This window comes from Nocardia sp. Root136 (assembly GCF_001427185.1).
In the GTDB taxonomy this organism is placed as follows: Bacteria; Actinomycetota; Actinomycetes; order Mycobacteriales; family Mycobacteriaceae; genus Nocardia; species Nocardia salmonicida.
The window spans coordinates 143,868-157,321 of record NZ_LMFE01000009.1; the positions used below are offsets into that span (position 1 = coordinate 143,868).

Sequence of the window (13,454 nt, forward strand, 5' to 3'; positions counted from 1 at the left end):
GTCTAGCTCCTCAACGCTTGCGTGGCGCGACGTGCACCGGCAGTCCGAGTCCGGCCATGGCCGCCTCCATACCGATCTCGCCGAGTGTGGGGTGGGCGTGAATGGTGTCGGCCAGCTCGTCGAGCGTGGCTTCCAGCGAGATCGCCAGTGCGCCCTCGGCGATCAGATCGCTGGCGGACGGGCCGATGATGTGCACGCCGAGCACTTCCTGATGTGCTTGCCCCGCAACGATTTTGATGAAGCCGTCGGTCTCGCCGAAGGTCTTGGCCCGGCCGAGCGCCGCGAACGGGAACTTGGCGGTGATCACCTCGTGTCCGGCGGCGCGGGCGGCTTCTTCGGTGAGCCCGACGCTCGCGATCTCCGGGTGGGTGAAGGTCGCGGCCGGGATGACCGAGTAATCGATGTGGGCCTCGTGCCCGGCGATCACCTCGGCCGCGGTGATGCCCTGGTGCGAGGCGACGTGGGCGAGCAACGCCCGACCGGTCACGTCGCCGATGGCGTACACGTGCTCGACCCCGGTCCGCAGTCGATCGTCGACTTCGATGAAACCGCGTGCGTCCGTAGCGATTCCGGCTACATCGAGCCCGAGTTCCGCGGTATTGGGTGCTCGCCCGACTCCGACGAGCACCACGTCGGCATCCAGGTCGGCTGCCGCCGGACCGCCGACCGAGACCCGCAGTACGTCGCCCTCGGTGATAGCGGTGACCGTGGCCCCGGTCAGGACGGTGATGCCGCGCTTGCGGAACGAGCGCCCGAGCGCGTCGCCGATCTCCTTGTCCTCCAACGGAACCAGGCGATCCCGCATCTCCACGACGGTGACCTGACTGCCGAACGTGGCGAACAGGCTGGCCCACTCCGCCCCGACTGCGCTGCCGCCGATGATGACCAACCGTTGTGGCACCTCGGTCAGCCCGAACGCGCCGTCGGAGGTGACCACGCCGGGCAATCCCGCGCCCGGAATCGGCACCTGAACCGGCACCGAACCGGTCGCGATGATCACGTCGCGTGCGCTCACCCGGCGAATCGCGGTTCCCGCGGCGGCCGCGTAGCGGGGGCCGCCGTCGAAGATCGGCGACGCGCCGACCTCGTGCACCTCCACCACGGTCGACTCGACGAACCGGGCGTGACCCTCGATCACCACGACCCCGTTGGCCTTCAGCAGACCCGCCACACCGTCGGTCAGTTCTTTGACGATGGAGTCCTTGCGCTGCCGGACCGCGGCGAAGTCGTAGCGCACATTGTCGGCGTACACCCCGAATTCAGCTGCGCTCGCGAGGGTGTGGAAGACCTCCGCCGAGCGGAGCATCGCCTTGGTGGGGATACAACCCCAGTTCAGGCAGACACCGCCGGGGCGCTCCTTCTCCACAACGCAGACCTTCAGGCCACGTTGCGCGGCGCGGATGGCGGCTACATATCCGCCCGGTCCACCACCGATCACCAATAGATCGAATTCCGGCACTCGTGGTGCTCCTCAGCTCGACGATCGACCCATCCACGGTCGTGGCTTGGATCATCTGTCGAGTCTCACGGTCCACAAATGCACAAACAATCTACCGACAGCCCAGAATTATGGGCTCGAAAATGGGCGCAGCGCCCAATCGTTCCTGGCGGTGTGGCACTCAGCCCGGTGTCCGCACGCCCATCTCCAGCGCGGCCAGGGCGAGGGAAAGCTCCAGGTAGGACCGCTGCCCTTCCAGGCGTCGACCCAACAGGGCCGAGATCCGCTGTAGCCGGTTGATCACGGTGTTGCGGTGGCAGTGCAGCCGGGGCGCGGCATTCGCCGCCGAACAGTTCTCCTCCAGCCAGATCGACAGCGTGCGCAACAAGATCTGGTGCTCCTTCGTCGGCAGTTCCAGCACGGGACCGAGGGTGCGAGCGACCATCAGTGCGGTCAGGTCGGGCGAGCGCAGCAACAGCGCTTCCGGGTAGCGCTGCTCCAACGACACCAACCCCCGCTCTGTGTCCGGCAAGGTCTCCAAGCCGAGCATCGCCAACGCGTGCCCGGTCTCGATCTGCGCCAGTCCCTGCACCACCGGTGACGCCGCTGCTCGACCACGGATCCGATTCCGCACCTGGTCCAGCACAGCGGAACCGTCCCGCTGCTCGAGCGAGACCAGTCCCACCACGGTCTCGACGCGGTCGTGCCAGACCGACCTGATACCCAAGGCCGCCAACGCGGCCTCGGTACCTATCTCCACGTTCGGGCGCTCTCCGCGCACCGCGACCACCAGGTACCCGCCGTGGGCGGGCACGTTCAGCTCCCGCGCGGCACGCGCGGCGAAGGTCGCGTCGCGGGCACTACCCGCCAGCAGATCCTCGATCAAGCCGTGCCTGCGACGCTCGTCGCGACGTACCTGCTCCAATTCGGTGCTGCGATAGGAGGTGACCAGCGCCGACGACATGCCGTCGATAGCCGACCACGTGGCCACACCGATCTTGCGGACCTCGGCGGGCGGGAGTTCGCCTGCCTTGTCGAGTAGCGCCTCCCACACGATCTGACCGCCGAGCCGGAACGTCCGCAACATCACCTCCAGCGGCACGCCCTGCGCCGCACGATTGCGGCCGATGGCAGCGGCGACATCATCACGACCGGGGACGCTCACCTCACCGGCGACCAGATCCAGCACCCTGGTCAGATAGCGGCAACACGCGGTGTGCAGGTCATCCCGGCTGACCGGCGAGTAGTCCGTCCACTCCGGGATGTCGGTGAAGATCGCCGCGATCAGCTGCCGAGTGAGCACCGGGATATCGGTTCGGCACGCAGCCACCAACCGCCTCGTACCCGCTGAGATCGGGGTGTGCTTGGTTCTCGCTGCCATAACGCCAGACGCTACGCCCGGGCGCGCCGCTGATCCGCACGCTTACCGTGTAGTCGACGCTCGCCTAGCCGCTCGGCCCGACACCGAAGGAACACCGATGGGTTTCGAAAACGAGGAGTTCGATTGTGACAGCCCACCATTGGCGGTCTCCCCCGACGATGCCCGCCGGTATTGGTCCGAGCACAGCCGCCACGATTGCGAGCTCGGCGCCGCCGCGTGGGAGGTCCTGACCGGATCCCGTGGCATCCCGTGGCCGCACGCAGCCCAACTCCAGAACCCCCGGGACTGGATGGATGCCTATCGACAGCGAGGTCTACCTACCGACATCACCGCCGACGGGTCCGGGGTCGAGCTGGTATGCGACGACACCGTCACCGCTTTGCTCGTCCCCGCCGGACTCGCCGCCGCGACCTACGACCACAACGCTTTGGCGGTCCCCACCCTCGCCACGGCGCCACCGTATGTTCCGCTGCACCGGTGGGCGATGCTCACCAGGACCGCGCCCCTGTCCGACGAAGCCACCGGAGTCCTCGCCGATCTCCACGTCACCGTCCTCGTGCCCGGCGATCGGCTACAGCTCCCCACCGGACCCGACAGCCGCCTCGACTCACCGCGCTACTGGCATGAATGGCCCCGGCAGTCCCATCCGGGCAAGCCGTGCCTCGTTCTGCTTCTCCAAGTCGCCAACCTCCTGCTGCTCGGTAGCAGGGCCGGGTGCAGCCTGGTACCGATCAACGGTCGGCTCGAGGTCCGCCGCCACCGGTGATCACGCCGCCCGACAGGCCGAGGCGTTCTGTCCGCGAGACAAATTCGAAGGGGAAAATTCTCCGAATGATGCAGTGACACAAGCCATTCGTGGCACCGATACTTGCACCGACCCGGGTTGCGGGATGGCACCGGCGCCGACCCTACCTGCCCGAGCCGCGGCGGTGGAGATGTCCGTCGCGCCGAAACGGCGCCGGAGTGCACGTGCGGTGCCCGCAATGAGATGAGGGACGGTGCGAGTACTCGCGCGGATGGCTGTGGGTCGACCGAAAACCGTGGTCGCGGTGATCGCGCTGGTGCTCGTCCTCGCGGGTGCGGGCGGGGCCTCGCTACAGCAGCGACTGTCCGGCGGCGGGTTCTGGAACGCGGATGCCGAATCCGCGCGCGCCGCCCGAGTACTGGCGGAGAAGTACACCACCGGAACACCGAACGTCATTGTGCTGGTGGACGTCGCGGCCGCATCGGGAACCGTCGATACGCCTGCGGTCGCCACCACCGGCCTTCGGCTGAGCACCGAGTTGGCCGCGGTGGCGGGCGTGCGTTCGGTGAGCTCGTACTGGTCCACCGGATCGCCGGAGTTCCTGCGCAGTGCCGATCGCGGCAAGGCGCTGGTCGCCGTGGATGTTCCCGGTGACGAGATCGTGGTGGACGCGGTGGTGTCGCGACTGCTCGACAGCTACCGGGATCGGGACTACGGCGAGCTCCACCTGCGCCTGGGTGGGGCCGCGGTGAGCTATCACGACGTGACCGAACAACTCTCGCACGACATGAAGGTCAGTGAGGCGGTGACGATTCCGATCCTGCTGGTGCTGCTGGTGTTGGTCTTCGGCAGTCTGGTCGCCGCGGGACTGCCGCTGGTGCTCGGCCTGGTCTCGATCATCGGCACGCTCGGAATCCTTCGATTGCTCACCGAGTTCACCCAGGTTTCCAGCTATGCGCTGAATCTGACCACCGTGCTCGGTCTCGGTCTCGGCATCGACTACAGCCTGTTCCTGGTCAGCCGATTCCGCGAGGAACGGCACGGGGGCCGCGACGTGCCGACCGCGGTGCGGGTGACGGTGACGACCGCCGGGCACACCGTGCTGTTCTCCGCCGCGACGATCGTCATCGCGATGCTGGCGATGCTGCTGTTCCCGATGCCGTTCCTGCGTTCCCTGGCCGCGGCCTGCCTCTCGGTGACGCTCTTGGCCGCGCTCGCCACCGTGACACTGCTGCCGGCTCTGCTGATGCTGTTCGGGCACCGCATCGACGCGCTCGACCTACGCCGAGGCGTACGGCGGCTGCGTGGCCGACCCGATCCCGCACCCCACCGGCCCGAAGAGGGATTCTGGTATCGCACCGCGCGGCGAGTCACCGCGCGCCCCTGGGCCTTCGGTGGTGCCGCGTTGCTGGTGGTGATCTTGCTCGGCGTGCCGTTCGCCGGGTTGAGATTGGGCCTGACCGACGATCGGGCCTTGCCCGTGACGGTGGAGAGCCGTCAGGTCGGTGACGTCCTGCGCGCCGAGTTCCCCGCGACCGCGGCGGGCCGCTTCGACGTGATCGTCGACGGGCCGATCACCACGACCGAACTGGCCGAGCTGACACAACGCGTACAACACCTGGACCATGTACGGCTGGTTCGTAGCATGCCCGGGCCCGAGGGCGCGCATCTGACGGTGATCCCCGACCTCGACCCGTACTCGCTGGCCGCCGAAACCTTGCTCGACGACATCCGGCGAACGGACTCGCCCGCTCCGCTGCTGGTCGGCGGCGCCACGGCCGAGAACGCCGATACCAAATCCGGCTTGGCGGGGCGACTTCCGTTGGTCGTAGCCCTCATCGCGGTCGCGATGCTCGTGCTGTTGTTCGCGTTCACCGGCAGCGTGGTGATCCCGCTGAAGGCGGTGCTGCTCAACACGTTGAGCTTGTCGGCGACCTTCGGCGCGATGGTCTACATCTTCCAGGACGGGCACCTGAAATGGCTGGTCGGCGATTTCACCGAAACCGGTTATCTGGCCGCCCCGGTGCCGGTGCTCGTCTTCTGCTTGGCCTTCGGGCTGTCGATGGACTACGAGGTGTTCCTGTTGTCCCGGATCGCCGAGGAGCACCGGGCGCGGGGCGTGACGGCCGACGCAGTCGCCTACGGGCTGGAGCGCACCGGCCGCATCGTCACCGCCGCGGCCGCGCTGATGGCGATTGTCTGTGTGGGACTGGCGTTTTCAGAGGTCGCCTTCACCAAGTTGATGGGCGTGGGCTTGACGTTGGCGGTGCTGATGGATGCCACGGTGGTCCGTGGCGTGTTGGTGCCCGCCTTCATGCGCCTGCTGGGAACCGCGAACTGGTGGGCACCGGCATTCCTGCGACGAGTCCACCGTCACATCGCGGTGCGTGAGAACTGACTCATCGCCTGCGCGACGGTTTGGTTCCCGATGCAGTTTTTCGTCGTCGTATTCGTTTCACGGAACCAATTATCCGGACAATTCGACGTCGGACCGGTCGATTATGCGTGTAAGTGACTTCCGTTACGGCACAACAACATTGGCTATCGAATAGCCCGAATGACACAGTGATCGGAGCGCCGTTTGGGCGCACGGACCACTCGTGAAATCGCCCGATCAGCCGGGCGAAGATCGCCACCGGACGGAATTCGGATCGCAGCAGCGCCGCGCGATCGAGCACATTTCAGCTCTTCACCTCAGGGGTACATCCATGTCCGTTTCCATGCGCTATCCACTCACCGCCTATCAGCGCGACATCTGGACGATCGTGGAACATTTTCCCGGTCTGCCCAGCTATCTGTCCAGCGTGGTCGGCCGCTTCTCGCTCGCCGTCGATGTCGCCGCGATGGTCGCCGCGATCGAGCGGACCTGGGCACGCAACGACGGCCTCCGGCTGCGGTACCGCGTCCTCGACGGTGTTCCCTACCAGGAACTTTCGACCGAACCGATGCCGCCGGTCCAGGTGATCGACGTCGGCGACGCCCCCGATCCGCGGGCCGAGGCGCAGCGTCGGATCGAGCTGCTCACCGGTTCGGCGATCGACCTCACCGGGGCGGTGCCCTTCCGGGCGCACGTCATCCGCGCCGGTGCGGAGTCTTCCTACCTCGTCTTGACCACTCACCACGTCGCCGCCGACGCGACCGGGCTGTTCCACATCGGCGCCCAGATCCTCACCGACTACGCCACCACGATGGCGGGCAATCCGATCGAGCTGCCGGGGTCGTCGTTTCTGGGGTGCCTGCCGTTCGAACGTGACTATCGGGCGAGCGATCAGTACCTGCTCGACCGCGACGCTGTGGTCAGTGGGCTGAACGCCATCACCCCCGCGCTATTCGACCGGCCCCGCGCCACCGATGGGCTGGCACCGGTCACAGCCTACGAGTTCACGTTGGATCGCTTGCTGGTCAACCGAATTCGCGATGCCGGCCTGTCGCTGTACCCGTATTTCTGTGCGATGCTCGGCCTCTACCTGTCGCGGACCCTGCGCGCCGAGGAGATCGCCATCGGCATCCCCTTCGGCAATCGTGTCAACCCCACCGAGCAGGCCACCATCGGTAACTTCGCCAACACTCTTCCGCTGCCCATCCGAACCGCGGGCCATCGCACCCTGCGCGAATTGGTGTCCACGGTGAAAGCCGATGTGCGCCGACTGAAGCAGCACGAGCGTTATCCGCTCGGCGATCTCATGGGCGAGTTGCGTCGTCTCGGCAGCCCGGCGAGACAGCTGTTCGATGTGACGGTCGCCTATCCGCGCCTGCCTTCGGCCGCCGGTTTGATCGACGGGCTCGAGGAGGTGCAGACACCCTCGCAGGGGTACAGCCCACTGGCCATGGCCTGGACGATCTCCGAGATCGATGACGACGGGCCGCTGCTGATCCGGCTCGATCACGCCGCCGACATCTTCGATGTCGACTACCCGATCGAGTCCGTCGCCGATCACCTGATCGCGTTATTGGAGGCCGGGATCGACGCCATCGACACCGATCCGTCGCTGCTGCCGATGTTGTCCACGCCCGAGCACGACCTGCTGGTCGACCGCGCTCGCGCGACGGCGCGCCCCTACGCGGACCAGAGCACCGTCATCGCCCGGATCACGGCCCAGGCCGAGCGCACGCCGGACGCGGTCGCGGTACACACCGCGACCGGAGCCACGATCACCTACCGCGCTCTCACCGACCGTGCCGCCGCCCTGTCCGGCGTGCTCCGCGATGCCGGGGTCGAGGCGGGCGATCTGGTCGCGGTGCTGCTCGAGCGCGGTCCGGACATGCTCGTCGCGATCCTGGCCGCCCTGCACGCCGGAGCCGCTTACGTCCCGATCGACCCCGGCTATCCGGCCGACCGGATCGCCTACCTGTTGGCCGACAGCGCCGCCAAGGTGGTGCTGACCGACACCGAGCTGTCCAGCGGGGCCGTCGTGCTGTCACCGGAGAACTGGTCGACGGACACGCCGGCGCGGACTCCGGTCCCCACGGGCTCGGACCCGGCCTACGTGATCTACACGTCCGGCTCCACCGGTCACCCCAAAGGCGTTGTGGTCGAGCATCATTCGGTTATCAATCGCATCGGCTGGATGCAGCGACAGTATCCGCTGGGCCCCACGGATGTGATCTTGCAGAAGACGCCGTCCTCGTTCGACGTGTCGGTGTGGGAGCTGTTCTGGTGGGCGGTCGAAGGCGCCCAGGTGGCCTTGTTGCGGCCCGGTGGCGAGAAGGATCCCCGCGAACTACTCGCCGCCGTCGCCGACTTCGGTGTCACGGTCATGCATTTCGTGCCGTCGATGCTGACGCCTTTCCTGGATCTGCTGGAATCCGACCCGGCCGCGGTGGACAAGGCCGCCGGACTGCGGACGGTGTTCTGCAGCGGTGAAGCGCTACTCCCCCATCAGGTCAACCGGTGGAATCAGACTTTCGCCGGACTGGGTGCCACCGCACCCCGGCTGGTCAACCTGTACGGCCCGACCGAGGCCACCGTGGACGTGTCCTACTACGACTGCCCCGTCGACCCGGCCAAGACGGTGACCCGGGTGCCGATCGGCCGACCGATCGATAACACCCGCCTCTATGTGCTCGACCCCACCGACCAGCCCCAACCGGTCGGCGTCGCGGGCGAATTGTGCATCGCCGGAGCCGGTCTGGCGCGCGGGTACCGTGACCGCCCGGAACTGACGGCGGAGAAGTTCGTCGCCGACCCCTTCCATCCGGGCGAGCGGATGTATCGCACCGGCGATCTGGCTCGCCGCCTCGCCGACGGAGAACTGGAGTATCTGGGCCGCATCGACCGGCAGGTGAAGATCCGCGGGAACCGGGTCGAACTGGGCGAGGTCGAGAACGCGCTGGCCGCGCTGCCCGGCGTCACAGCTGCCACGGTCATCGACCGTCAGTCGCCCGAGCGTGCCACCTATCTGGCCGCCTATTGTGTGGCGGCCTCCGCACCGGAGCCCGCCGCGCTGCGTGCGGCCTTGGCGAAGACTCTGCCGGAGTTCATGATTCCGTCGCTGTTCGTTCGGGTCGACGCGATTCCGCTGACCCCGAGCGGCAAGGCCGACCGCGCCGCACTCGCAGCGATCACCGCCGAGAACCCGACCGTCGGGCACACCGCGCCACGGACACCGGCCGAGGAACAGTTGGCGCTCATCTGGCGCGAGGTGCTCGACCGCGAGTCGGTGTCGGTGTTCGACAACTTCTACGACCTCGGTGGCGACTCGATCCTGCTGCTACGCGTGCGAGCCAGGGCCGAGGCCAGGGGGCTGGTGATCAGCGCCCGTGACATCGCCGAATGCCCCACCATCGCCGAACTGGCCGAGCGGGCGGGCACCGGCGCTGTCGCCGCCGCGGCCCTCGCACCGTTCGAGCTGGTGGCCGGCATCGACCGGGCCCGCTTACCGCACGTGGTGGACGCGTACCCGTTGACCAGATTGCAGCTCGGCATGCTGTTCCACAGCCGCGAACGCGCCGAATCATCGCTCTACCACGATGTTTTCCGGTATTCGCTGCGGATGCCGTGGGACGAGGCCGCCCTGCGCGCCGCACTGCGGCGATCGGTCGCCCGGCACCCGATGCTGCGCACCTCCTTCGAGCTCGCCGGCTACTCCGAGCCACTACAACTCGTGCACGCCCACCTCGATCCGCCACTGACGATCGTCGACCTGCGCACGACCGACGCCGACGAGGCCGGCGCCTCGATTCGCGACCATGTCGAGCAACGACGCCTGCGCCGGTACGTCTTCGAGCAGCCGGGCCTTTTCGACCTCGCGGTGTTCCGGCTCGCCGATCGGATCGAGCTGGTGCTCTCGTTCCACCACGCCATCCTCGACGGCTGGAGTGTGGCGACGCTGATCTCGGAACTGCTGGCGGACTATCGGGGCGCGGGCACCTTCCCCACCGAGCTACCGTCCTTCGCCGAATACGTTCGCGCCGAGCGTGATTCGCTGGACGATCCGGCCGACCGGGAATACTGGACAAGGGAACTGGAAGGCGCGGAGACGATCCGTGTCCCCGGATCGCGTCCCCACGTGCCCGTCGATGCGACGCCTCCCGTGGGTCCGCCGCAGGCGCGTGTTTCGGTGTCGGTTCCGGTCGGCGCCGATCTGCTGGCCCGCGCCGACGCGGTGGCCGCCGCCGCGCATATCCCGGTCAAGGCAGTCCTGCTGGCCGCGCACCTGTGCACCGTGGGCCTGCTGTCCGGTCGCACGGATGTGACCACCGGCGTCGTCACCCACGGGCGGCCCGAGCGCATCGATGCCGAGCGCATGGCCGGGCTGTTCCTGAACACGATGCCGCTGCGGCTGGACTTCACCGGCCGCAGCGGGCGCGAGGTGCTGACAGGCGTCTTCGAGCGCGAGCGCAACAGCGCACAGCACAAGCGGTTCCCGCTCACCGACATCCAGCGTGAGGTGGGCGTCGTCCTCGACACCGCGTTCAACTACGTGCACTTCCATGCCGCGGGCGCGGCCATGGACGCGCTGGACGTGACCCTGCTCGGCATCGACATTCGCGAGGACACCAACTTCGCCCTGCTGATCAACGCCGTCCGCAACCCGCTCGACGGAACGCTGGCCCTGCGCGTCGACGGAGACCCCGCGTCCTATACCCGCGATCAACTGGTCAGCGTCGGCGAGACCTACCTGCGGGTCCTCGACCTGCTCACCGGCGATCCCTCGGCCACGGTGGACTTCGGCTCGCTCGGCCCTGCCCCGCAACCACTGGTCGCCGCGCCCGCACCCGGCACGGTGATCGAGCTGTTCGATGCCTGCGCGGCCCGCACACCCGATGCGGTCGCCGTCGAATTCTGCGGCTGGACCATGACTTACGCGGAATTGCTGTCGATTGCCGACCGTATCGCGGTGAGCCTGGTGGCGCGCGGGGCACGCCGGGGCGATCGCATCGCGATGGCACTGGACCGATCGCCCGAACAGATCGCGACGGTGCTCGGCATCGCCAAGGCGGGCGCGGCCTGCGTACCGCTCGATGTCAGCTATCCGCCCTCGCGTCTGCACGCGATGCTCGAACAGGCGCGGCCGTTCGCGGTGATCACCGGCGCGGGCCACGAAACCCTGGTGCCACCACGGTATTCGCGACTCACCGTCGACGAACTGATCGCTCCGGGTGACACCGTCGCACTGCCGATGGACGATCCCGACGCCATCGCGTACGTGTTGTTCACCTCCGGCTCCACGGGAACGCCGAAAGGCGTGGCCATGCCACATCGCGCGCTGGCCAATCTGATCCGCTGGCAGCTCTCGACCGCCAGCGGCTCTCTGCCCGCACCGGCGACAACACAATTCGCCCCGTTGTCGTTCGATGTGTCGTTCCAGGAGATCTATTCGACGCTGTGTGGCGGCGGTCGCCTCATCCTGCTGAGCGAGGAGCAGCGCCGTGATCTACCCGCGCTGGCGCGATTGCTGGCGAGCACCGGCGCCGAACGGATCTTCCTGCCCTACGTGGCACTGCAGCAGCTGGCCGAGGCCGCGATCCGGCTCGGCACGGCACCGCCCGGGCTGCGGGTGATCATCTCCTCCGGCGAGCAGCTGCGCGTCACCGACGAGATCCGGGCGCTGTGCGCGGCTGGTACCGAGGTCCTGCTGGAGAACCAGTACGGTCCCACCGAAACCCATGTCGCCACCCGATACACCATGACCGGCGACCCGGCGCTGTTCCCGGCGCTGCCACCGATCGGCACCGCCATCGACGGGGTGGAGATCCTCCTCCTCGACGACCGACTGCGCCCGGTGCCCGACAACGTGCCCGGCGAGATCTATCTCGGTGGCGCCGCACTCGCCGACGGCTACGAGCACCGGCCCGATCTCACCGAGGCGGCCTTCGTGCCACACCCGTTCGCGCCGGGGAATCGGCTCTATCGCACCGGCGATATCGGCCGCAGGCTGCCCAGCGGTGCGGTGATCAGCGACGGTCGACGCGGCGGCCAGGTCAAGATTCGCGGGCATCGAGTGGAGCCGATGGAGGTAGAGCTGGCGCTGCACCGCGTCACCGCGGAATCGCCCGGCCTCAGCGAGGTCGCCGTAGTGGCGCACACCGCCGCGGGGACTTCCAGCGCACAGACACTGCTGGTGGCCTTCCTGGTCGGCTCCCGCGGCGACATCGACGAGTCCGAGATCGCTGCCGCGCTGCGGGAATGGTTGCCGGACTATATGATTCCCAGTCGCCTGGTCTGGCTCGACGCGATGCCACTGACACCGAGCGGCAAGCGAGCCGACGCCGTCCTGGCCGGCATGGCACTGCCCGCCGCTACCTCGGCGGGTCGGGTTCGCCCGCGCACACCCGCCGAATCAGGGCTGGCGGCACTGATGGCCGAAGCGCTGGGACTGCCCGAGATCGGCGTGCACGACGACTTCTTCGCTCTCGGGGGTACCTCCCTCACCGCGATGCGGCTGATCGTGTCCATCGAACAGCGCTACGGCGTGTCCCTGCCGGTCTCCACCCTGGCCACCGGTCCCACGGTGGCCGCGCTGGCCGCGCAGCTCGACGAACGAGCCGAGGTGGGTTTCGATCCGCTGGTGCCGCTGCGACCGGGTACCGGGACGCCACTGTTCCTCGTGCACCCGATCGGCGGAAATGTGCTCTGCTACCTCGAATTGAGCAGATACCTGCCCGATGACCAGCCGCTGTACGGCCTCCAGGCAGCGGGTCTGGAGACGGGAAGCACCCCGGCCGAGTCCATCGCGGAGATGGCGAGCAACTACATCGCCGCGATGCGCCGCGTCCAACCTGCGGGGCCCTACCATCTGGGCGGCTGGTCACTGGGCGGGATGGTCGCCTTCGAAATGGCCCGCCAACTGGCCGAGGCCGGTCACGAGGTGGGCACGCTGGCACTCATCGACACGATGACCGTGCGCCACGGCGACGGCATGCCGGTGCCCGAGCACGCGCTCTACGAGTTCTTCCTGTGGGAGTTGCTGTGGCTGGCGCGCGGCGCCGACACCGCCGTGATCGAGATCCCGCAGGAGCTCGACACCGACGACGCCGTCTTCGATTTCATCCTCGCCACCGCCGTCGAAGCAGGCGTGCTACCGCCGACCGGGTCCCGTGCGCTGGTCCGACGTTTGTTCGAGGTGTTCGTGGCAGGGTGGCGAGCGATCGACGCCTACCGGCCGCAGGCCTACGACGGTGACATCACCCTGCTGCGCGCCGCGGAGCCGCTGCCGCAGGTGCTCCGTCCCGCCCACGACCGGGCGGGCACCCTGCATCGCGATCCCACCAACGGTTGGGACACCTACGCGACAGGCCATCTCGAGGTGATCGAGGTGCCGGGTGATCACCTGACGTTGATCCAGTCCCCTCATGTCGCCGAGGTAGCCGCCCGACTCACTCGATTGCTCGAACAAGCGGCGGCGACCGCATCATGATCCTGTCGAATCCCGCTACACAGCAAGGAA

5 protein-coding genes are annotated in these 13,454 nt (G+C 67.8%); 3 read left to right on the top strand and 2 right to left on the bottom strand.

Annotated elements, in window-relative coordinates; translation table 11 throughout:
- Window positions 1-10: 10 nt before the first annotated feature.
- Complete coding sequence (lpdA, locus tag ASD42_RS24015; protein ID WP_056820758.1) at window positions 11-1,459, bottom strand: dihydrolipoyl dehydrogenase; 1,449 nt, start codon at window positions 1,457-1,459, stop codon at window positions 11-13.
- A gap of 160 nt (window positions 1,460-1,619) precedes the next feature.
- A complete protein-coding gene (locus ASD42_RS24020; RefSeq protein WP_056820759.1) occupies window positions 1,620-2,819 on the bottom strand; it encodes a PucR family transcriptional regulator in 1,200 nt (399 codons plus the stop codon).
- A gap of 97 nt (window positions 2,820-2,916) precedes the next feature.
- On the opposite strand from ASD42_RS24020, the gene ASD42_RS24025 reads away from it, so the two are divergent.
- From ASD42_RS24025 to ASD42_RS24035, 3 genes are all read left to right on the top strand, one after another.
- Entirely contained in the window at window positions 2,917-3,585 is a 669-nt protein-coding gene (locus ASD42_RS24025; RefSeq protein ID WP_056820760.1) for a hypothetical protein, read from the top strand.
- A 256-nt stretch (window positions 3,586-3,841) separates the two neighbouring features.
- A complete protein-coding gene (locus ASD42_RS24030) occupies window positions 3,842-5,962 on the top strand; it encodes an MMPL family transporter (RefSeq protein WP_162256229.1) in 2,121 nt (706 codons plus the stop codon).
- A 310-nt stretch (window positions 5,963-6,272) separates the two neighbouring features.
- Complete coding sequence (locus ASD42_RS24035; RefSeq protein ID WP_063893723.1) at window positions 6,273-13,424, top strand: amino acid adenylation domain-containing protein; 7,152 nt, start codon at window positions 6,273-6,275, stop codon at window positions 13,422-13,424.
- The last annotated feature ends 30 nt before the right edge of the window (window positions 13,425-13,454 follow it).

Coding starts and splice junctions, on each gene's coding strand:
- ASD42_RS24020 (WP_056820759.1), bottom strand. CDS start 2,819: ATGGCAGCGAGAACCAAGCACACCCCGATCTCAGCGGGTACGAGGCGG.
- ASD42_RS24025 (WP_056820760.1), top strand. CDS start 2,917: ATGGGTTTCGAAAACGAGGAGTTCGATTGTGACAGCCCACCATTGGCG.
- ASD42_RS24035 (WP_063893723.1), top strand. CDS start 6,273: ATGTCCGTTTCCATGCGCTATCCACTCACCGCCTATCAGCGCGACATC.